The sequence below is a fragment of the Scytonema sp. PCC 10023 genome (assembly GCF_963920835.1).
Classification (GTDB): domain Bacteria; phylum Cyanobacteriota; class Cyanobacteriia; order Cyanobacteriales; family Nostocaceae; genus Kalymmatonema.
In genome coordinates, this window is the sequence record NZ_CAWUDP010000137.1 from 1 (window position 1) to 21,490 (window position 21,490).

Consider the following 21,490-nt stretch of genomic DNA (forward strand, 5'->3'; position numbering starts at 1 on the left):
CAGCAGATGGAGTTGTGGGACCTCAAACTGGTCAAAAATTAGGTGGTCCTCCTGCTTGACCTAAAGCTTAAGGTTTCGCGGGTTGGCTCACCAACCCGCGTTGCTTTTACTTAGTAACAAAAATAACGAAAAAAGAATCAAGAAATCGCCTAACCAAGGTTGCGGACATTTTTAATTTGTAGTATATCAAAGTGGTTAAGAAATAACTGTATGGCATTTTGAATAACTTCTGATATTTTGGATTAGAGTACCACTAAGTTAGAAGTAGCGTCATAAGTAGACTGAGAGGCTTTGACTTCACATCAATGGAGAATGAAAAATGAGTACGCTTGAGAAAACTTCTCAATCTAATTTGTCAGAAACAGTATCTTCTGAAATGAATAGCGTTCAGAGTGAGGCTTTTAAACGCGGACTTCTCTGGCATGGTATTTTTATCTGTTTGTTAGGATTTGTTGTCGGTCTATTCTTACCCTTGTACGCTAATCCACGTGCAGGACTTGCTACCCATTTGCTTGGAATTACACAAGGGCTGTTCTTAGCTATTATCGGTCTTTCTTATCCACAACTCAAGTTACCACTCTGGGTTGGTAGAGCAAATTTTTGGATGCTTCTCATCAGTGCTTATGTTGGTATGATTGCTGAGTTTCTGGGTGCAGCATTTGGCTTAAGCAGGATGTTTATTATTACTGCAATGGGATTGCCTGAAGGTATTCCTTGGCTGGAAACTAGCACTGAAATAGCTATCAAAGGCATCAGCAACTTTATCCTCTTAAGCTGTCTTATTGTTCTCTTTGGGTTAAGGCAAACTAAAACTGATGCAACTTCGCAAAAAGAATCTTAGTCCTAATGATGGAATAATCAAATAATAATTTCTTAGACCTCTCCGGAAATTAGATTTTGGCTCAATCAAAAGAGTTCATAGCTTATTTCTGGAGATGTCTCTTAGTTATTTAGACTTTGATTGAGGAAAAATTCCATGAAGTTTATATTTCCGTTAATCACTGTCATTTTCTTGGGTACTGCTTTAACTTCTAGCATTGAAGCTAGACAACAAAAACTTAACCAAAAGCAACAAATGTCATCTTCTCCAGATTCTGTAGAATATCTCACTTCTCCTGAAACAACATCTATGAATCTTCCCTTTTCGGAAGCAGTACGTGTTGGTAATATGCTTTACTTATCAGGGGTGCTTGGAAACATACCTGGAAAGAAACAGCTTGTCAGTGGTGGAATCAAAGCTGAGACAAAGCAAACTATGGAGAATATCAAACGTATTCTTGAAAGGCATGGCTCATCACTCAGCCAAATCGTGAAATGCAAAATGATGCTTGCAGACATGAATGATTGGAACGCTATGAATGAAGTTTATCTGACTTATTTTTCAGCATCTCGACTGCCTGCAAGAAGCGCATTAGGAGCGAGCGGTTTAGCTCTCAATGCACGAGTGGAAATTGAGTGCATAGCAACAGTTAAATAAATGATAAGTAAATCAGTTCCTATTCATTCAGTTTATTATAATAATTTACAAACTGAAAATGCCAAAGATTTGTTAATTAAAAATAAAATCCATGAGTCAATCAAGAATGCCAACTCAACCAAAGGTTGAAACTAGTATCTTCAAAGATAAGAATTTTTTAATTGTCAATTTGGTGACGGTGATCGGAATTTTAGGGGGAACCCTTTTTGCTCCAGCGCTACCAACGATACAACAATTTTTTAAAGTTACAGAAGCCCAAGTTTCATGGACATCGACACTTTTCCAGTTGCCTGGTGCCATTATTACTCCGGTATTTGGAATTTTAGCTGATATTTTAGGCAGAAAACAAGTCTTGGTTCCTTCGCTGCTCGTGTTTGCCCTTGGTGCTGGGTTGAGCGGTTTGGCATCTAATTTCACGGCACATTTAGGAGGGCGGCTTTTACAAGGTGTTGGTGCTGCTAGCTTAGAACCGCTACAACTGACCGTTATCGGCGACCTTTACCAGGGGAGAAAGCTAGGTGCTGCAATGGCACTTAATGCCGGTTTGATTGGTATGAGTGGGGCAATTTTTCCTCTGGTTGGTGGAATATTAGGCGAGTTTGATTGGCGATATACGTTTTTACCAGGTCTGCTTGCCCTTCTCATAGCATTATTGGTCATAACTACACTAAGATTACCAAGGCGACCAAAGAATGTAGAAAAGTTTGAACTCAAATCTTATCTACAAAGTACCTGGAGCAGCATAAACAATCGTCACGTACTCGGGCTGTTCTTCGCAGTCATGTCTCTGTTTTTGGTGCAAACTTTATGTTTCACCTATATCCCATTATTGGCAACAACCAAGTTCGGTACATCAGATTGGGTAAATGGCATTATCCTGACAAGTATGTCAATTGCACTGGCAGTCTTCGCTGCTCAATTGGGACGCTTCACACAAAGGATCTCGGAAATAAAACTGATCAAACTCTCTTTTATTCTGTTTGCAGTCGGGCTGTTAATTCTCCCTATTATTCCTAACTTTTGGTTGATATTCATCCCGATGTTTTTACTCGGTGCAGCTCAAGGTATCGCCCTTCCATCGTCTCAAGCACTATTAGCAGGACTTTCTGCACAAGAATCTCGGGCGGGATTTATGGCGGTCAATACCTCAATTATGTCATGGGGACAAACGCTTGGTCCTTTATTAGGAAGCATTGTTGTTAGCATCTGGAAATTACAATCAGTCTTTTATGCAAGTGCCATTTTTTCCCTGGTTTCATTTGCAGTCTTCAATTATATGCTAACGACTAAAGTCTTCAATTTCACAGCCAAAACCATACAACTACAAGTTCCAGCCAGCCACGAAGAACCAACTTCGCCTTTGCCATTCCCCACGTCTCCCACAATCCTACAACAGCCCATTGCACAGCTAGTCCATGTGGGAACTGACAGAGCCATTGAATTGCCGGAACATTTTCAGGTTATTAATATTGGCAAGTCAAGCGATCGCATTGTCCCGGAAGTCGATCTTTCAGATTTTGCCAATTCTGGAGTTGTCTCACGGGTTCATGCCCAGATTCGTTACGATGGAGAGGAATACTATATCCAAGACCTCAACAGTTCTAACGGCACTTTCATTAATAAATATCCACTTATACCAGGCGTTTGGTACAAATTAAAATCAGGTTTGCGCATTAGTCTTGGTCGGCGAGACGCGATCGCATTCATGTTTGTGATCGATTAATTGTGATCGATTAATACGTTTGGTGGTTAAACAGAGTTAGGAATCCTTTAGTGAATCAAAATAGTCGAACAGGTTTAGAATTAAGACGTGCTGCAATAGATGTTACCCGCTTGACCACAGAAATCATATATTGATAATTAGGTGCTTCTGCATTTGGTACATATCCAACGTCTTGAATCAAATTAGGAGGAGCATCTTTAAGATAATTACGAATCCGCTCTTGACGATTTTTTTCGATGTTCGATCCAATCAAAACAGCACCTGGCGGAACACTTTGAGAGTCAGAGAATAATATGCGAAACTCTGCAGCACCCAATTTTCTTCTATATAAATTAAATTCCTCCAACGAAATGGCACCGGCAGCAGCCTTTCCTTGTACCACCCATTCAAGCACTGTTTTTGGTGTAGGAGCAAATAGAATTTCTGCCAAGGTTAAACCATAAAGATTGTACAGTGGAATATAATATCCGGTAGCGGAACCTTGTAGACCCAAGGCTACTATTTTATTCTGTAAATCTTTCAATTGTCGCAGAGGGCTGTCTTTACGTACAACTAATATCGCTCGTGAAGTGCTTTCTACCTGAAGAGGGAAGATTGGTAAATATTGATAATTAGCACTTGCAATTGCTGCCAAACCCGCAGGAGCAAACACTAATGACCAAGCACGACGCTGAATGCGCTCAATCGCTATGTTCTCATTAAAAGTCGGTTCTAATTGAATAAATGCCCTTGTTTTTTCACCCAAATATCGACGAAACCGAACAAATCGTTCTAGCGCTTGTTTTCCTTCTCCGTAGCTAATTACGCCAATAACTAACTCAAGTTGTTGATTTGATGTTTCCTCCCCTGCACAAGCAGTGATGAAGAGTAGCATCTGCAAAATAAATAAACGTCGGGAAAGTTGGGATGACATCAACAGGGTTTCGCCAATATTTTTCTTAATTGATATCTTATTATCTAACAATGTTAAACATTATTCTAAGCGAATCAAGATATAGCATTGAAAAAAATTATAGCAATTTACAATTGGGTGAAACACAGTAGGGGCATGCGCTTTGAACACCATCCAGCATATGTATAGTCCCTGCAATTAAGAATCGTTATATTTCAAAAAATTCATGTAAGCAGTTGAAATTATATGAGATAATTGAAGAGATAAACTTAGAGTTTAATTTATTCTCTGCAAGTTATATATAACAGGTGTATATTCAGCAAAAAGAAAAACCATGAAAATAGGAACTAAGGTTAATCTAATTTTAATCATAGTTTTACTCAGCGGTATTTTGATTAGTGGTATCGCTTTATTCAGAGTACTTGAAACAAAAGCACAGAATGAGGTAAGTTCTAAAGCCTTGATTCTCATGCAAATTGCCAATTCGGTCAGAGACTATACCAACGAGCGTGTACAACCCTTGTTGTTACCAAAAGTGGACGCTCCCAATCAAGAAAAGTTCATTCCAGAATCCATACCAACATATACCCTTAGAGAGGTGTTTGAAAAATTTCGTCAAAACAAAGAATATGGCAATTTTATCTACAAAGATGCCACTCTGAATCCAACAAATTTGCGAGATAAAGCTGACGAATTTGAAGCTGAGATTGTTGAACGATTTCGTAAAGAACCTGGTAATAAAAGCTTATCTAATTACCGGATTATCTCGGGAGAAAAACTATTTTATAACGCCCGACCTTTTGCCATTCAAGACAAGAGTTGTCTGCGGTGTCATACCACTCCCGAACAAGCTCCAAAAAGTCAAATAGCGACTTACGGAAAAGACAATGGTTTTGGATGGAAGCTCAATGAAATTGTTGCAGCCCAAATCGTTTATGTTCCGGCTGAGGAGATTTTGAACAATGCTAATCGGTCATTTTGGCTGATCATAGGAGTTGTCGGAATTATTTTTACAGCCATCGTTCTGATCATGAATCAGTTGTTAAAAAAAGTTGTCCTACAGCGTATTAAAACAATCGCTACTGTGGCGGAAAAAGTGAGCGTTGGCGATATGAATGCCACTTTTGATAAACAATCTAAAGATGAAATCGGAGATTTAGCAGAAGCTTTCAATCGGATGAAGTATAGTTTAGAAATTGCTCTCAATATGTTAAATAAGAATCAGAAGTAGATGGATTTAAATAACGTTTTCTTTCGTCTTTTGTAGGGTGTGTTGTCGCAGAGAGTACGGCACCATCTCGGATTTTCGGTGCGTTATGGACGTTAGTCCTAACGCACGCTACTAATACGCGCGTTGCATTCGCGTGCAGGTAACCAAGAAGCGCCCTCCGGTTGACGGTTGACAGTTGACAGTTAACAGTCAACAGTTAACAGCTAGCGCGAGAAATGATATGTGCGAACGCAACGCGCGTATAAGGCTAAGTCCGTTGAAACACTCATCATTACCAACGTGCGTACACCCCACCCCTTTACAAGGGGTGGGGTTGGTGGAGCCAAGCGCTACGTACCAGAGTTGATTTGACATACTCACCGACCTTCTAGGTCGGTGATTCTTGACGGCTCACAGCAACCCGCTACAAAAGTAGTCTTACAGTCGCTAAGCGTCCGTTTAAGGTCGTGCCGATGCCCCATGCCGACCATTTCTATGTTCTTGGCTGCGTTCTCGTCTCTGTCCTGCTCAGTACCGCAATTTAGACACAACACTGAACGGATAGACAGATCGAGTTTGCCCCACTTAAAACCACAATCTGAACATATTTGGCTAGTTGGTTCCCATCTGTTGATGGTATGAAACGTTCTACTCAACTTCTCAGACTTTGCTTCGCACAACACTCGAAATTCTCGCCAACCTTGCAAGCTAATTACTCTGGCAAGTTTACGATTTTTGACCATTCCTGATACATTCAAGTCTTCCAAGATGATGGTTTGGTTTTCGCTCACCACCTTGGTAGACAATTTGTGCAAGAAATCTTTTCGAGTATCTGCAATTTGGTTGTGTAATTTCGCAATCTTGATTCTAATTCTGTTTCTGCGTTTAGAATCTTTTTGTTGCTTTGCCAACTTGCGTTGAAGCTTGCGAATCTTGCGGTCTTGTTTTGAGTAATCAGGGCTTTGCGCTTTCTGACCATTGCTCATCACCGCAAAAGTTTTGATTCCCAAATCAATACCGATGCTTTGGTTTTTGGCATCTACTTGAATGGGTTCAACCTCTACAACAAAGCTTAAAAAGTAACGATTAGCACAATCTTTTATGACAGTACAGGAGCTAGGTTCACATGGTAATTCTCTCGACAAAATAGGTTTTAAGTTACCAATTTTAGCTAAATAAACAACTCCATCCTTAACTGAAAATGCAGCCTTGGTGAATTCAGCCGACTGCTGATTACTCTTCTTTTTAAATCTAGGAGCGCCCATCTTACTACCCTTCCTTTTCCCATTACGAGAATTGAAAAAGTTTCGATAGGCAATATCTAAGTTTCTGAGAGACTGCTGTAAAGGTACAGAAGAAACTTCAGACAACCATTTTCTATCCTCTGTCTTTTTAGCAGCCGTTAACATAGCCGAAAGTTTGTTATACCCTGGCAGTTTTTCAGACTGCTTACAGAAGAAGAGCGCGTCATTCCAGACCACACGAACACACCCAAACAACTGAGCTAAACTCTGTCGTTGTTGGTCTGTTGGGTAGAATCTGTATTGATATCGCGCTTTCATTGTTTGTGATCAAATTGGTCTGTTATTTATTTTATATTGGTCTGTACCGAATGAAAAGCTATTTTCGTAAATAAAGACATTCTGTTTGAGACCTTAAGATTCATTTGGTCTGTGTAACCAAGTATCGTAGGTCTGTTTTTACTGCTCTTAGTCTTAAAGTTATTGAAAAATCATTTAATGAAGTGGCTAAAAAAATGGATTTTCAAGTTCAAGAATTCAATGGAGAATCCGACCATATTCATGCTTTAATTGAATTTCCACCCAAACTTTCTATCTCTCAGATTGTAAACGCACTAAAAGGGGTATCTAGCCGTCGTTATGGACAAGCGGGATACCCAAAATCTTATGGCAAGGATGCTCAAAGGAAGTCCTAGTTATTTTGTTTCTTCGGTGGGTGGTGCGCCAATCGAAATTCTTAAGCAGTATATTCGAGATCAAGAAAAGCCGTCCTAGAAGGACGGGGTTTTAAACCCAAAATTCTGATAACAACTGATAGTTTCTGACCTACTAGCTACTTGCTGTGAGACTTATCTGTTTGAGAATTGCAGTGCAAAGCGGGCTATTGGTATCGAGGAAACCATCGATTGCAGTGAAGTGGTTTTTACCAGGCTGTGGTAGGTATTCAGCTACAAGTCCTTTTGCCTTCCAAGCAGTAAAAAATTCTTGTGACTGACGGTGGAACTCTGAGCTTTCCTCAGCCCCGTAGGTTATGATCAGCGAACCAGCTTTTTCGGGAATATGGTAAATTGGGCTGTTGCGGAGAACTTGATCCCAAGAAAGCTGTATTTTTGGCATCAGCCAAGTATAGGGAAACGGCATTAGGTCAAACAAGCCACTAATGGCACAGCCAGCTTTAATGGTATCATTCGGCAATCCATAGTCGTTTTCCCAGTCAGTAGCCATGACCATAGCAGTTAGGTGACCACCTGCGGAATGACCACATACGTATATGCGGTTAGGGTTTCCCCCGAAGCTTTCAGCGTTACGATAAATCCAGGCGATCGCACTACGGTTCTGGCGGACAATTTCGTCAATAGTCACTTTTGGGCATAAAGCATAGTTGATCACAACAACTGTGACATTAGCAGATACCAAACCCTTGGCAACAAAGCTAGAGTCTTTACTGCTACCCAGAAACCAGTAACCACCGTGGATATATACTAAGATCGGAGCGTTAGGTTGTGCCGCCGGAAAAATGTCTAGGTGCTCGGCTAAAGTAGGACCGAAGGGAACGTTCAGCTTGCAAGGTAGCTCTTGACGTACCTTAGCACTGTTTATGCCGTAAAATTTCTCGTACCCAGGTACATCCAAACCTAATTCTATGGGACTGTACTGAGCATCTAGCTCAGCTTGGGTTTTAAAATTGCGGTACATAATTGCTCCGTTACTCATCAACAATATTGTTTTTACTCTTAATGAGTTATTAGGGTGTACTTTCACTCAAATATGCAATTACTGACCGGTTCAACAGGTTCCGCTTATCGTTAACGGTATCGTGGAAGTCCCCACCCTCAACCGTTATGTTGGGTGGGGATCGACAGCAGACAATGACAAAAAGACCTCCGAGTTTGGTCTTATCACCAACCGTATTGAGATATGAGTGATGAAATTCATTGACACTCCTCGCCCTATAAGGGCGAGGATTCTTTCGTCACGGGGAGCGCAACCGCTTTACCCTCAGAAAGCATCTTGACCGTGTGCCCCACGGCTGCAAGTCCCCGCATGAGAACTACTTGAGCGGCTGCGACATCTCTATCGGTTGTGTAGCCGCAATGGTCGCATGAGTGAACACGCTCAGACAACTCTTTTTTCCCAGTCTCTGTGAGACAATTAGGACAAATTTGGCTTGTCTTTTTGCTATTGACTTTAAGAAAGAACACGCCGCGTTTACGGCAGCATTGTTCTAATACCTCAAAAAACTGACCCCATCCAGCATCTAAACAATGCTTACCTAAAAAGCCGCGAGCTAGTCCTTTGAGGTTCAAGTCTTCTGCAAAAATCATGCCTGCCCAATCACAAAGATTATGGGATAAAAGCCAGTGATAGTCTTTTCTTACGTTAGCGATACGCTCATGCAATTTACTCACCATCGAGAGCGCTTTCTTACGGTTGTTTGACCCAAAAACCTTTCTTGATACACTCCGTTGCAGCAATTTAAGCTTGCGTTCGAGCGCTCTTGAAGGTCGTGGATTAGGGAACAATTTACCGTTAGAAACCGCAGCAAAGTGACTAATTCCTACGTCAATCCCAATTGCTTCTCCATGAGGTGTTACCTCAGGAACTTCAACATTCCACTGCAATGTCAGCATGGCGTACCAACCGCTAGCTTTTAGGACTATTCGCACTTGCGCTAACTTGGCATCATCCGGAATCTTACGAGAGGAACGAAACTTAACCCACCCAATCATGGGTAGTTTGATACGGTTGTTTTCTATTGATCCAGAACTCATTTGCGGAAACACAAATGAGCGCATCGTCCCAGCCTTTTTAAAGCGTGGGAACCCATGATTTTGCTCCCACATACTAACAAACGCCTGCTCTAGCCAACTCATCTGTTTGTTGCAAAACCTGAGATTGCACCTTTTGCAAGGCTGGACTAGTCTTTCTATAAGCCGTCAATGCCTTGCACTGGTTGGCATAAGTTGGGCGTTTAGTATCTGCGGGGATGATGTATTCTGACCGAAGTGAGCAAGCGTTAATCTGACAGCTACGAGATTTAAACCAATCTTTGCGTTCAGCTAGAGCATAGTTATACACCTGGCGACATTGCTCCAGCCAATCTGTGAAAATGGCTGCTTGTTCTAATGTCGGCTTTAGTTTAAATTCGTACGTTAGACTAAACACTTGCATCACCTCCTCCTTGTATCATACATAGTTTTAAGAAAAGATAACGCATTTCTTAAAATACCTAGACAAAATAAAAGCCGTCCTTCTAGGACGGGGCTTTAAACCCAAATTTTCGGTAAGCTTACCCCCGGCTAAAAGCCGGAGGCTTTCGCCACAAACTTCTAGAGCGGAAATTTTCAGTAGCCCTAAGAAACTAACGATGATCTAAGAAGACTCTATTGCTCAAGCATACGCCGCTCAAACTCTATAGAGAGTTTTGGTTCGGGAATTTGCTTTGCCAAATACCTGACAAATTCTGGTAAGGAAATTTGTGGGTGAGATTGCAAAACCTGTTTAATGATAAATTTAGCGATCGGACCAACTGAATAAGCCAACTCATGCTCGCATTTAGTGATAAAGTTGGCATCGATTCTTTGATACTCCTGTGTTGATAATTTCGCTGAGCGGGGAGATGAAACATTGAATGTTTCTAAGGTCGCGAGCGCCTGTTTCTGAAATTGTTTTTGTTCCTGTGGCAATAAGTAAGCCGCTAAAGAAGCCACTAATTCTTGGTAATTTCCTGCCTGTTTGATAGCTTTTTGTAAAATTGTTGGCGCAACCGGTCCTATCGCTTGCGTTAGCAACTGTTCCAGGTTGGTATATTGTTCTGAACCCAAGAACAAATTCTGTTCCGGTTGTTTGGTTGCTGAAGGACGAACACCAACAGCAGAAGGAGAGGGAGACGCCTGTTGTGACTCGGGTGAAGACAAGGAAGCAGAAACTGATGGGTGGGAAGAAGCTGCGGGAGGGTTTGCCTCATGCCGATTCTTTTGAAAGGGTTTGCCAAAAGGTGACAACTGCGCATTGGCAATGGAAAGCAAATTTTCCTTGTTTTGCTGTTTGTTTTCCTGAATGTCAGAAACTTCTAGTTCCTGCAAATCTTGGAAAATCGTGGCAATATTACCAGGTAAAATATCAATAACTGCTTGTGTGCCTGACAGCCAAGTATGCAGCTTGATACCTTTAGCTTGCAAAACGCTTTGTAATTGAGTCATCCATTTAGCAACTGGTAATCCGACTTGCGGATTTGCTACTACAAGAGTTTCTAGAACCGTTTGGGAAAATAATTCTGGCTTTTCTCTTGGCGTTGCAGCGACTATTAAACATTGTCCTTGCTCTGCGCCTGTTTGCAAATCTTCTATCCAATTCTCCAGGGAAGTCGCCTCAGATTGTTCTGAGATAATGAAATCTAAGATAATTATTTGTTGAGTTTTTTGAGCGCGGCGTAACTCTTGTCTTAACCAAGAACGACTCAGGCGCATTCCATCACCCAAAATTAACCAGGCTTCTCCATCTTCGATTTCTTCGACGTACCCGCGTAAGTACAATAAGGATGTTGGTGTCTTTTTCACCACCCCCAATTGTGAGGGAGATTTTGTTTCTGATTCACCATGCCAACGAGTAAATTCTTGGATGATTAAGCGTACTTCTGACCAACTTTTGCCTTTTTGAGGAAAATATTCTACCTCAAAACCGCCAGCACCAGCAAATAATCGACTCAAGTCAATAGTCGTTTTCTTGTTTGAGAGTGCATCAATCACAACCGCACGTCGCTGTTTGTGAGATTCAACAATTGCCGGCTTGAATCCAACAATTAATTCTCCTACTCCTTCTACAATTCGTTTGGGTGTTTGCAGGGGATATTCTGGATGCAGTTGACTATCCCCACGATTGAGCTTTTGCTGATTAATCAGACGCAGCTGGTGATTTAATTTATCAATATATTGCAGCGTCTGGCGGTAAACATATTTGTAAAGCCCGTCTGCTTCAATGATTCCATGTGAATCAGCTGCTTCACCCAACAGTCCCTGCATTAAATAGTAAGTGAAGACTCCATGCCCTAATTCTGGAAACTCCCAAGACTGTTGTCCTTGATCGCAAGATAGCAAGGCGCAAAATCCCTTACTTTGAGAAGCACGTTGTCTCAAGACATTCATCATTTGTGTTGTGGGATTGGGTATCTCAGGGATGTTTCCATTTCTGGCGCTCCCACGGTTACCGCCCAACAACCTCATATCACCGCTATGGCAGGTGTCTAAACAAACTAACTGTTGGTTGGCAGGACTATCCCCTAATATTCGCAGCAGTTCCTGCATGCCTAACCCTGTAGTTAGCAAGTCATCTTTGTGGGTATCTGCCAGACACAGAACAGCCTGTTGAGTATTCGGCTCTAACATTCCATGCCCTGAGAAGTATAACAGGATCGAGTCCTGCGATTGAGACTGTGAAACAATTTGTTCCAGGCTCCCACGAATCATTTGCAAAGTCGGGGGTTTTGCCGCAAAATCGTGATGAACAATCACTTCCTTATTAGGAAATCCTTGGGTGGCGCTGTTGAGCGCTTCTCCTAACCCTTGGCAATCTAACGCTGGGTAGCGCAAAGAAGGTAAGCTTCTGTCTTGGTATTCGTTAACACCTACCAATAAAATCCAAAGCTTAGCTTCTCCTGTTGTTAATATATGAGTCGAGCCACTAGAACCAACACCGAGCGGAGACATATTTACTACTTAATCCTAAAAAAACTTTAATAATTCACTATGAGTCCGTTTAGCCAAACCGATCAGGGCTTTAATCTGTAGCTTCAAGGAAATTCTTTTCCCTTTCACTTACTATAGCAAATCTGCTGCGTTAATGTACTTAAATGAAAGTTCAAAATGCACCTCCATTGGCTCACTCAATACGGATTTTACCTGTAGGCATCAAACACCTTTCCCTATATTTATTAATCAAGTTTATTTTGCAAATTTCGTTAACTGTTACAAAAGTTAATGATGGTATAACGCAAAACATGAAAGTCATTATTAATATTGATAACAGACCTCTAAAATAGAGTTGGCAGGCAAGCTCTAGGTGTTGTAGCACCATCATTAGACTGCATAAGTGTATTTGTGATGTACCTATCCATTAATGTGGTGCTCCATTTATGAGTTGTTTAGTTGACCATTTATAAGTTGGTTAGTTTATGCGTTCCCGCCAAGGTATCACTGAGCTATTTACGACTTTCTTACAATTTGACGCTGACAGGGTCATCGGTTGGGCTACTGATAGTAAACTGCGTCGAAATATACTCAATTGTCAGGCGCGTTTATCAGAACCAGAAAATTCTGAGACTTTTTGGGTGTCTTACTGGTATAAAGTATGGCAAAAGCAAACCGAAAATCTGGCACGAGGACATTTGTCAGCTTATTTACAAGAAGTGTGCTTTTGGGCGGCGAAGAAAACAGTTGTTAATTTTTCTTCTGGGCAGTACACTTTATCTGACTGCTTCCAAATGGTGACAACGAGTACAGATAAGGTATTGAAAAGGTTTAAACCCGAGATGGGTTTTAACCTCAAGAATTACGCCAGTGCGATTTTTAGCAGCGAACTCAAGGAAATGCTGCGCCAGCAGAACGAAGTTGATATTAGTACTAATTGGCGATTGTTGCGGAGGTTGAGCCAAAAGCGGTTGGTAGAGTCTTTACAAAATGCTGGGCTGAGTGCGGACACAATAGAACGTTATGTCTTAGCTTGGAAATGTTATCAGTCGCTATATGCTCCACAGCAATCTACTGGGACTCGCAAATTGGCAAGACCAGATGACGCTATATGGACTGCGATCGCTCAGCTTTACAATTTCCAACGCCAGACTCAACTGTCAAGCCCAGGCGCAGAGTCCAGTCCGGAAACGATAGAAAAATGGCTGGTTGCTTGTGCGAAAGCAGCCCGCGCTTATTTGTACCCAAATATGGCTTCCCTGAATGCGCCGAGAGGGGATGATGATTCTGGGGAATTTCAAGATTTTTTACCGCAACTCAAGCAGGAATCGTTACTTACGGAAATTGTTGCTCAAGAAGAACTCGTTGAGCGACAGTCACAGCAGTCTGAAATCAGTAGTGTGTTACTTGCAGCTTTGAACGAACTGGATGCAGAAGCGCAAAATATCGTCAAACTCTACTACAGCGAAAATTTAAAGCAACAGGAGATTGCAAAACAATTAGGAGTCAAGCAGTACACTGTTTCTCGTCGGCTCACTAAGTCTAAAGACGTATTACTACTTAAACTTGCAAACTGGACCAAAGAATCGCTGCATATTTCCCTAAACTCACAGGTATTAAACTATATCAACACTGTTTTAGAGGAATGGTTACAAGCTCACTATAGCCATCCCTCAGTTTAATAGGAGTAACAATCATGACACTTGAACCAGGCGCACTCACCTTAATAAATACAACAGATATGTGGCTAGAAATTTCTGAAGCCGAGAAAACAAAGATTTGGGAGCAAAGCCAAGGTTTTTCCAGCACCAATCGTCGTTGGAATGCCTATATCAACCGCTTGAGCTTAAACACTGTTCTACCTTGGCTGCGGGAAGAATACGCAAAAGATGCGACTGTTTTTCCTGCTTTGAAGGCTTTACCCAGCATTTGGGAAGTCGTTAATGGCACAGGTATTTCCCTCGGAACGACACGGATAGCATTAATTCCGAGTGAAGCGCTTGATTTGAGCGAACTGCGCGTTCCTCAAGAATGGGTTGATATTCCGAACTGGAGTGCTGATTATTATCTAGCAGTGCAAGTCAATCTGGAAGAAGGCTATATTCGGATTTGGGGGTGTACAACACACGCCCAACTTAAGACTATAGGCAGTTATGATGCGAGCGATCGCGCTTATTGTTTAAATGGAGAGGATTTGATTTCTAATCTCAATATCTTGTGGATGGCGCGTGAAATCTGTCCAGAAGAAGTGACTCACCTTGAAACTGCACCCTTGCCAGAATTATCCGCTGCTCAAGCAGAAAACTTGCTCCAACGTTTAGGAAATCCCAGGCTTATATTACCACGCTTAGCAGTACCGTTTCAAACCTGGGGAGCGCTCCTAGAACATGGAGGTTGGAGACAACGTTTGTACGAACAACGTCAAGGAGCGCAACAACAGTGGTCGATTCGTCAATGGGTACAATCTGGTGTATCAGATTTTGCACAAAAATTTGGTTGGGGAAGTGTAGAGTTACAGCCAACTTTAGCAGGTGCTAGGGGTTCAGAGCCGGAATCGGCAACGCCAACTTTGGTACGAAAATTAACCATTGCCCAACAACCATACGAATTGCGGCTGCAACCCAAAGGTAGTATTGAAGATAGCATATGGCGCTTTGAACTACGCAATGGAAATAGAGGCGAACTGATTCCCAGTGGATTTAAATTGAAACTCCTGACTGAAGATTTACAGCCATTCGAGGGTAATCAAGCGCAAGCCACAAAACCTGTAAACAGGCTTTACGTTGAAGTGGCTTTGGGCGATGCTGGGGAAGGGTTGGTGTGGCAGGTAGAGCCGACACCAGAAGATTATGAATGCGAAATCTTGTATTTTTGAAATCTTGTATTTTTAAGTACGATTCGGGGGTTGCTGAAAACTGTATGCTTTTGTTTCTTCAGCCATGCTGTAGAGGCGTTAAGGCGTTAAATATAATATGATCTGCTGTAAGTAATCTTTAACTAGACTGCCTTTGAAGTCCTCTGCCATAACGGTACATACGAGTGGCGGCACTATGCAAGGCGAGTTAAAAACTTAGCTGAGGTGCGTACCTAAAGTTGACATGAGCGACGGCGATACGCAACTTTAGCCATGTGCATAATGAGTGAATCTCTAACCCTATGAAATTAAAAAGCGTATTTATAGTTAAACAAGAACTTACAAATGATTACAGAACTTAAGCCAGGAACTTTCATCAATAATCGTTATCGAATTGAGAAAACCCTTGGACAAGGGGGGTTTGGACGAACTTACTTAGCATTTGATGCTCAGCGCTTTGGTGAAGCCTGTGTTCTCAAAGAGTTTGTACCTGCAACCACCAAAGAAGGTATTATTCGTAAATCTAGGGAGCTATTTGAGCGGGAAGCGAAAGTTTTATACCAAATTCAGCATCCTCAAATTCCCAAATTTCTGGCTTGGTTGACGGACAACCAGCGGCTGTTCATCGTCCAGGAATATATTGATGGCAAAACTTATGCACAAATTTTATCCGAACGTCTTTCTGCAAAAGGTAAGCCATTTTCCGAAACTGAAGTGAGAGCATGGCTACTAGATATGTTGCCAGTGTTGGAATATATCCACGAGTCCAACATTATTCATCGCGATATTTCACTCGATAATATCATGCTTGCTCGTAATCAATCTAAACCGGTGCTGATTGATTTTGGAGTGGTTAAGGAGAAATTAACCCAGATATTATCAGATGAATCTCCAGAGCACCAGTACTTAGTTCACGGTTCAGTCGTGGGGAAAATTGGCTACTCTCCACCTGAACAGCTGCGTTTAGGACATTGCTACCCCTCTAGTGATATCTACGCACTTGCCGTTTGTGCGCTTGTCCTTTTGACTGGGAGAATGCCATATTTGTTGATAGATGGTTCTCTAAAGTGGCAATGGCGCTCCTACGCGAATATCAGTGACTCTTTAGCTCGCATACTCGAAAAAATGCTGGCAGAAGTCCCAACACAGCGCTACCAGTCAGCCAAAGAAGTTCTGGTGGAGCTTAATCATGATAATAACCATAATCATAACAATAATAATGACAATAAAAATAATGACAATAAAAAGTCACCATTTTCACTTGGTGGCATAGTTTCGAGCCTGTTGCCCAAAACAGGGCGAGTTAACAGTAACATTTCCCAAGCGCAGGAAAAACCAAAAGCACTTCGCAATAAAGATTTAGAAGATTTCCTCGTTTTAGCAGAACTAGAACAAAAGCTTAGTCAAGCGGGTGAAACAAATACTCAATTGCAGACACAAACGCCTGTCTCTCTCAATCCAGAATTTTTAGACTTTGTCGGGCGAGAATTGACTAGTTTTGTTGGTCCTTTCGCCAGCTTTTTGGTGAAACAGACTTTGAACAAAACCCCAGAGATAGCAGGAAACGAATTCATTGAATCGCTAGCCGGGGCAATTCCTGATGCACAATTGGCACAAGAGTTTAGAAATCGCATCCAACGTTCTATTCAACCTAACTCCCAAAATCTTAAGAATTATATCAACTCACTGCAACCCCAGGGAAGCTATCCTGCGATTAGCAATCCAGAGTTTTTAGAACATTGTCGGCGAGAACTAACTAGTTTTGTTGGTCCTGTTGCGAGCGTCATTCTCGAACATACTTTGGATGCACACCCAAATTTAACTCCAAATCAACTTATAGAAACTTTGGTGGCAGAAATTCCTAACGAACAAAGGGCAGAACAATTTAAAGAACGCATCCACACATTAATAATTCAAAACTCAACACTCAATCCACATAAATAAATAAATAAGTGGTAAATGCACCAATCGCCTATTAGCTGGCAAAAATACCAACTTGCAACCTGATCTTACTTTCCGACGGAATTTAGATGCGTTTGCTCTGGATATGAGCGTTTACGCCGCAACAAAGAAGCTGCACCCAAAGCACCCAAACCTAATAAACCGAATGTAGAAGAAGTTTCGGGAACTGGTTTGACAAGAGTGTCATAGGTATAGCCGTACGAACGCCAATCCAAAGTATCTATAGGTCTGACAATATCATCAGGTGAAACAACTGGTAAGTAGGGGCGTATATCTGTGCTACCAATTGACCCTGGTATGGAATCACCTCCGTCCCAAGGCCACATCCTATCATTGAGATTGTGTCCGTAAGGTTCTGTACCTGGAACAGCATAAAATTCGCTACCTTGGCGACCGTTATTCTGCCATTCAGCCCAAAGACGATCCACATTGGTATGAAGCAGCCAGAAAACAGGGTCATTGGGAGAAGCAGGAGTGTTGCTCATTGTACCGAATGTTAATATTTGCCGCTCCGTCTCGTTCGGATTAGGATTAGGAGCACTCCCACCAACCAATCCATGAACAAGGTTATGATTACATGGGATGTTTAGACATTCAGTTTGAGTGCCGTCTGCATTGATGGTAATCTCTCCCTCCACGAAACGGCGAAGCGTATTATAGTCCGGCGACTGCACTATTCGGTCTGTTTCTGCTTGATCTAAAGGAAATCCAAACCCAGCAGGCGCATTTGGATCTGGTAGATAGCGTGTAAGTGACGTGCCTAGAGTTTCCGCTGTACCTATGTTACGATTTAAGTCCGGGATTAGAGTCCAGCCATCAGCTTCGGAAAAATTACCAGACACTACCGGACCCCCATCAAGCCTAATAGTAGGTCTACCATCTGGATACTCAATAATCAGCGTTGATCCTGAGCCATTTGTCCCTAAAAAGTTGGGGTCAAAAATAACATCAACAGATCTTGGATCTGCCCAATCCCAGTAGGGAAGAGTAACATTAGGATTGACTGACTGCAAAGCTCGTTCAAATCTGCTTAAATATTCACGATGCCAAGGTAAAAATCCCCCATGTTCGTGAGCCGCATCAGCTCCAGTAGCAGGTCCTGTGGAAGGTGTGTCTTGCGGCAACATAACCAGACCGCCCAATTGCATTGGGTCGAATGTCATTGCTCCATTATGGATGGCAGCAAACTCGTCATAGAGACTGACGTTTTTGTTGTTAGTGCCGGGTATGGTTTTTAATGTTTTGACAGCATTAACAAAGTCTGATTTCTCCTGTGGTGTCAGGTCAATAACGTTCTTTCTCACCAAGGTGCTTGCTATTGCTGGAATTTGCAACATAGTCATGGCAATAGCCGTGCCAAAACTTATTGTTGTGACAATTTTTTGTAGATATCTCATGAATCTGTATTATTACTCAGAAAAATGAAACTAAATCATACATATTTTTTGTAAAAAAAATAACTATAGTAGTAAATTCTTTACAAACTCAACGATCGCCTCAACCAACAGCGATCGCTCCCTCCTAGCAACGGTTTTTCTTGAACTACTGAAATACTTTAAGGACGAAAATCGCTCGTTTTTTAGGTAAAATTTTGGGAAAAAGCGCATCAGATGAGTGATATTTAGGATATTTCTTTAATATAATTATTTACTTGTTTACTGACTGCTTTTTGCAACCATAATCAGCACTACACTGCTCTGAATCTCTTGAAGAAGGCAGCTATGCTAGAGGCAGATATGCTCAAGACAATTGGAAGGGAATGCTAACCCCTTGCAATTAAAGACCACCAAATCTCTGATTTGGTGGGAGCTTATAGCCAATTTGCGCAAGGCAAGAGAGCTTTTAGATAATTAAAAATTTCTTCCTTCTGCCCTCTGCATTGCCCGGAGAGCTTGGTCAAAAATCAATTCTTGTACCCTACCTTTCGCACTTTGAACTGTCATAGGGGTAGATATGAGCGTTTGCGCCACAACAACAAAGCTGCACCCAAAGCAGCCAAACCTTATAGACCGAATGTAGAAGAAGTTTAGGGAACTCGTTTGACAAGAGTGTCATAGGTATAGCCGTACGAACGCCAATCCAAAGTATCTATAGGTCTGACAATATCATCAGGTGAAACAACTGGTAAGTAGGGGCGTATATCTGTGCTACCAATTGACCCTGGTATGGAATCACCTCCGTCCCAAGGCCACATCTTATCATTGAGATTGTGTCCGTAACGTTCTGTACCTGGAACAGCATAAAATTCGCTACCTTTGCGACCATTCTTCTGCCATTCAGCCCAAAGACGATCTGCGTTGGCATGAAGTAGCCAGAAAACTGGGTCGTTGGGAGAAGCAGGAGTGTTGCTTATAGTTCCGAATGATAGTATACGCCGATTCGTTTCGTTTGGATTAGGATTAGGCACACTCCCACCAACCAATGAATGAACGAGGTTATGATTACATGGGATGTTTAGACATTCAGTTTGAGTGCCGTCTGCATTGATGGTAATCTCTCCCTCCACGAAACGGCGAAACGTAGCATAGTCTGGCGACTGAACTATTCGGTCTGTTTCTGCCTTATCTAAGGGGAATCCAAACCCAGCAGGCGCATTTGGACTTGCTAGATAGCGTATGAGTGTCGTGCCTAAAGTTTCGGCTGTACCGATGTTGCTATGTAAATCCGGGACTATAGTCCAGCCATTAGCTTCGGAAAAATTACCGGACACTACCGGACCCCCATCAAGCCTAATAGTAGCTCCACCATCTGGAAACTCAATAATTAGTGTTGATCCTGTGCCATTTGTCCCCAAAAAGTTGGCGTCAAAAATAACATCAACAGATCTTGGATCTGCCCAATCCCAGTAGGGAACGGTGACTTTAGGATTGACTGACTGCAAGGCTTTTTCAAATCGGCTTAAATATTCACGGTGCCAAGGTAGAAATCCCCCATGTTCATGAGCCGCATCAGCTCCAGTCGCAGGTCCTGTGGAAGGTGTGTCCTGCGGTAATATAACTAAACCACCCAATTGCATTTTGTCGAATGTCATTGCTCCTGAATGGATGGCAACAAGCTCGTCATAGAGACTGACATTTTTGCTGTTAGTACCGGGTAGTGTTTTTAATGTTTTGATAGCATGAACAAAGTCTGATTTTTCCTGTGCAGTCAGCTCAACAACGTTCTTTCTCACCAGGGTGGTATCCGTTGCTGGAGCTTTCAACATAGTCATAACAATAATCATGGCAACAAAGAATGTTATGACGATTTTTTGTCGATATTTCATTATCTCTGTATTATTACTAGGAAATTTTCATGAATCATACATTTTTTGGTATAAAAGCACAAGAATAGGTGCGCTTAGTATTTCGCAAAGATATGGCTTGAAATCTTTAAGATTCATAGTGATTTGCCACTAATTCTTAAGCGCAAGTTTACAGAAAATTGGTATAAATTGCTAACAAACCGAACGCTTGGCTCAGAAGGCGATCGCTTCTGGTAACAGTTTTTATTGACACCACTGAAATACTCTAAGGATCGAAAACGCTCGTCTTTTGCGTACATTTTGCGGAAAAGCGCATAAGACTAGTTATAATTAAGACATTTTTTTTATAAACTTTTTGTATAAAAACGTAATTTGTTTACTGTTACTTACTACTTTTTGTAACCATAACAAGCACTACACTGCTCTGAATCTTCTAAAAAATTATTAATTAGAAATTTTTTCCAAAAAGGCAGGCGAACCTGCATAAGTTTTCAACCCTGATCTCTATAGATATTCAGAAGCGAAAAAATGAGTTCAAACCGCCAAATAACTTACGGCGGACAAACACACTCAAGAAAAACCACATAGGGAGACAGACCTGCATAAGTTTTCAACCCTGATCTCTATAGATATTCAGAATCGAAAAAATGAGTTCAAACCGCCAAATAACTCACGGCGGACAAACATACTCAAGAAAAACCACATAGGTAGACAGACCTGCATAAGTTTTCAACCCTGACCTCTATAGATATTCAGAATCGAAAAAACGAGTTCAAACCGCCAAATAACTCAGGGCGGACAAACACACTCAAGAAAAACCACAACTATATTGACGAGGAAAAAAAATGATTGTCATCACCAAATCCCAAACACCCGCAGGAGAAATCGAAAGAATCATTCAAGAACTGCGTCGCTATCCGGTAACAGTCGAAAAAGTAGTCGGCAACGACAAAGTTGTCATTGGCTTGGTGGGTGATACAACTGCTATTGGTAGGGAAAACATACAACAAATCAGCCCCTGGATAGAACAGGTGACTCGGGTAAAACACCCATTTAAGCGGGCTTCCTTAGAATATCGTTACGGTGAAACAACTGAAGTGGTTGTGCCAACTCCCAATGGTCCAGTAACATTTGGTCAAAATCATCCTTTAGTAGTCGTGGCTGGACCTTGTTCAGTGGAAAATGAAGAAATGATTGTCGCCA

The 21,490-nt window shown here is 41.8% G+C and carries 15 protein-coding genes and 2 pseudogenes; 9 read left to right on the top strand and 8 right to left on the bottom strand.

Annotation, left to right across the window (positions count from 1 at the left end; all coding sequences use genetic code 11):
* Positions 1-319: 319 nt before the first annotated feature.
* From ACM0OZ_RS43140 to ACM0OZ_RS43150, 3 genes are all read left to right on the top strand, one after another.
* A complete protein-coding gene (locus ACM0OZ_RS43140) occupies positions 320-841 on the top strand; it encodes a hypothetical protein (RefSeq protein ID WP_414589037.1) in 522 nt (173 codons plus the stop codon).
* 135 nt (positions 842-976) lie between these two features.
* Positions 977-1,477, top strand: coding sequence for a RidA family protein (locus ACM0OZ_RS43145; RefSeq protein ID WP_414589038.1), 501 nt, complete (start codon positions 977-979; stop codon positions 1,475-1,477).
* A gap of 91 nt (positions 1,478-1,568) precedes the next feature.
* A complete protein-coding gene (locus ACM0OZ_RS43150; RefSeq protein WP_414589039.1) occupies positions 1,569-3,200 on the top strand; it encodes an MFS transporter in 1,632 nt (543 codons plus the stop codon).
* Positions 3,201-3,255: 55 nt separating this feature from the next.
* Here ACM0OZ_RS43150 and ACM0OZ_RS43155 read toward each other — a convergent pair whose 3' ends face one another.
* Positions 3,256-4,113: a phosphate/phosphite/phosphonate ABC transporter substrate-binding protein gene (locus tag ACM0OZ_RS43155; protein ID WP_414589051.1), complete on the bottom strand. Its 858-nt coding sequence runs from the start codon at positions 4,111-4,113 to the stop codon at positions 3,256-3,258.
* A gap of 313 nt (positions 4,114-4,426) precedes the next feature.
* Between ACM0OZ_RS43155 and ACM0OZ_RS43160 the strand changes: the two genes are divergently transcribed.
* Positions 4,427-5,323: a c-type heme family protein gene (locus ACM0OZ_RS43160; RefSeq protein ID WP_414589040.1), complete on the top strand. Its 897-nt coding sequence runs from the start codon at positions 4,427-4,429 to the stop codon at positions 5,321-5,323.
* 356 nt (positions 5,324-5,679) lie between these two features.
* Here the strand turns inward: ACM0OZ_RS43160 and ACM0OZ_RS43165 are convergent, their stop codons facing one another.
* Positions 5,680-6,864 carry an RNA-guided endonuclease InsQ/TnpB family protein gene (locus ACM0OZ_RS43165; RefSeq protein ID WP_414589041.1) on the bottom strand — a complete coding sequence of 395 codons (1,185 nt, stop codon included), beginning with the start codon at positions 6,862-6,864 and terminating at the stop codon, positions 5,680-5,682.
* A gap of 98 nt (positions 6,865-6,962) precedes the next feature.
* Between ACM0OZ_RS43165 and tnpA the strand changes: the two are divergent.
* A pseudogene (gene tnpA, locus ACM0OZ_RS43170) lies at positions 6,963-7,317 on the top strand (IS200/IS605 family transposase).
* A gap of 54 nt (positions 7,318-7,371) precedes the next feature.
* Here tnpA and ACM0OZ_RS43175 read toward each other — a convergent pair.
* The 4 genes from ACM0OZ_RS43175 to ACM0OZ_RS43190 all read right to left on the bottom strand — a co-directional run bounded on the left by ACM0OZ_RS43175 (position 7,372) and on the right by ACM0OZ_RS43190 (position 12,248).
* Positions 7,372-8,238, bottom strand: coding sequence for an alpha/beta hydrolase (locus ACM0OZ_RS43175; protein ID WP_414589042.1), 867 nt, complete (start codon positions 8,236-8,238; stop codon positions 7,372-7,374).
* Positions 8,239-8,492: 254 nt separating this feature from the next.
* A complete protein-coding gene (locus ACM0OZ_RS43180; RefSeq protein WP_414589043.1) occupies positions 8,493-9,416 on the bottom strand; it encodes an RNA-guided endonuclease InsQ/TnpB family protein in 924 nt (307 codons plus the stop codon).
* A complete protein-coding gene (locus ACM0OZ_RS43185) occupies positions 9,388-9,708 on the bottom strand; it encodes a helix-turn-helix domain-containing protein (protein WP_414589044.1) in 321 nt (106 codons plus the stop codon). Before ACM0OZ_RS43185 ends, ACM0OZ_RS43180 begins: the two co-directional genes overlap by 29 nt.
* A 218-nt stretch (positions 9,709-9,926) precedes the next feature.
* Entirely contained in the window at positions 9,927-12,248 is a 2,322-nt protein-coding gene (locus ACM0OZ_RS43190; protein ID WP_414589045.1) for a caspase family protein, read from the bottom strand.
* A 464-nt stretch (positions 12,249-12,712) separates the two neighbouring features.
* On the opposite strand from ACM0OZ_RS43190, the gene ACM0OZ_RS43195 reads away from it, so the two are divergent.
* From ACM0OZ_RS43195 to ACM0OZ_RS43205, 3 genes are all read left to right on the top strand, one after another.
* Positions 12,713-13,909, top strand: a complete 1,197-nt coding sequence (locus ACM0OZ_RS43195; protein ID WP_414589046.1) for a sigma-70 family RNA polymerase sigma factor — start codon at positions 12,713-12,715, stop codon at positions 13,907-13,909.
* Between the two features lie 14 nt (positions 13,910-13,923).
* Positions 13,924-15,102 (top strand): DUF1822 family protein, encoded by a 1,179-nt coding sequence (locus ACM0OZ_RS43200; RefSeq protein ID WP_414589047.1) that lies wholly within the window; start codon positions 13,924-13,926, stop codon positions 15,100-15,102.
* A 324-nt stretch (positions 15,103-15,426) separates the two neighbouring features.
* A complete protein-coding gene (locus ACM0OZ_RS43205) occupies positions 15,427-17,025 on the top strand; it encodes a protein kinase domain-containing protein (RefSeq protein ID WP_414589048.1) in 1,599 nt (532 codons plus the stop codon).
* Between the two features lie 65 nt (positions 17,026-17,090).
* Here ACM0OZ_RS43205 and ACM0OZ_RS43210 read toward each other — a convergent pair whose 3' ends face one another.
* Both ACM0OZ_RS43210 and ACM0OZ_RS43215 read right to left on the bottom strand, forming a co-directional pair.
* A complete protein-coding gene (locus ACM0OZ_RS43210; protein ID WP_414589049.1) occupies positions 17,091-18,440 on the bottom strand; it encodes a tyrosinase family protein in 1,350 nt (449 codons plus the stop codon).
* Between the two features lie 629 nt (positions 18,441-19,069).
* Positions 19,070-20,254: a tyrosinase family protein gene (locus ACM0OZ_RS43215; RefSeq protein WP_414589050.1), complete on the bottom strand. Its 1,185-nt coding sequence runs from the start codon at positions 20,252-20,254 to the stop codon at positions 19,070-19,072.
* An 878-nt stretch (positions 20,255-21,132) separates the two neighbouring features.
* Between ACM0OZ_RS43215 and ACM0OZ_RS43220 the strand changes: the two are divergent.
* Positions 21,133-21,490 (top strand): annotated as a pseudogene (locus ACM0OZ_RS43220) (3-deoxy-7-phosphoheptulonate synthase); the annotation flags it as partial.

Excerpts from the sequence above, each read along its gene's own strand:
- ACM0OZ_RS43140 (WP_414589037.1), top strand. The coding sequence starts at position 320 with ATGAGTACGCTTGAGAAAACTTCTCAATCTAATTTGTCAGAAACAGTA.
- ACM0OZ_RS43145 (WP_414589038.1), top strand. The coding sequence starts at position 977 with ATGAAGTTTATATTTCCGTTAATCACTGTCATTTTCTTGGGTACTGCT.
- ACM0OZ_RS43150 (WP_414589039.1), top strand. The coding sequence starts at position 1,569 with ATGAGTCAATCAAGAATGCCAACTCAACCAAAGGTTGAAACTAGTATC.
- ACM0OZ_RS43155 (WP_414589051.1), bottom strand. The coding sequence starts at position 4,113 with ATGTCATCCCAACTTTCCCGACGTTTATTTATTTTGCAGATGCTACTC.
- ACM0OZ_RS43160 (WP_414589040.1), top strand. The coding sequence starts at position 4,427 with ATGAAAATAGGAACTAAGGTTAATCTAATTTTAATCATAGTTTTACTC.
- ACM0OZ_RS43165 (WP_414589041.1), bottom strand. The coding sequence starts at position 6,864 with ATGAAAGCGCGATATCAATACAGATTCTACCCAACAGACCAACAACGA.
- ACM0OZ_RS43175 (WP_414589042.1), bottom strand. The coding sequence starts at position 8,238 with ATGTACCGCAATTTTAAAACCCAAGCTGAGCTAGATGCTCAGTACAGT.
- ACM0OZ_RS43180 (WP_414589043.1), bottom strand. The coding sequence starts at position 9,416 with ATGAGTTGGCTAGAGCAGGCGTTTGTTAGTATGTGGGAGCAAAATCAT.
- ACM0OZ_RS43190 (WP_414589045.1), bottom strand. The coding sequence starts at position 12,248 with ATGTCTCCGCTCGGTGTTGGTTCTAGTGGCTCGACTCATATATTAACA.
- ACM0OZ_RS43195 (WP_414589046.1), top strand. The coding sequence starts at position 12,713 with ATGCGTTCCCGCCAAGGTATCACTGAGCTATTTACGACTTTCTTACAA.
- ACM0OZ_RS43200 (WP_414589047.1), top strand. The coding sequence starts at position 13,924 with ATGACACTTGAACCAGGCGCACTCACCTTAATAAATACAACAGATATG.
- ACM0OZ_RS43205 (WP_414589048.1), top strand. The coding sequence starts at position 15,427 with ATGATTACAGAACTTAAGCCAGGAACTTTCATCAATAATCGTTATCGA.
- ACM0OZ_RS43210 (WP_414589049.1), bottom strand. The coding sequence starts at position 18,440 with ATGAGATATCTACAAAAAATTGTCACAACAATAAGTTTTGGCACGGCT.
- ACM0OZ_RS43215 (WP_414589050.1), bottom strand. The coding sequence starts at position 20,254 with ATGACTATGTTGAAAGCTCCAGCAACGGATACCACCCTGGTGAGAAAG.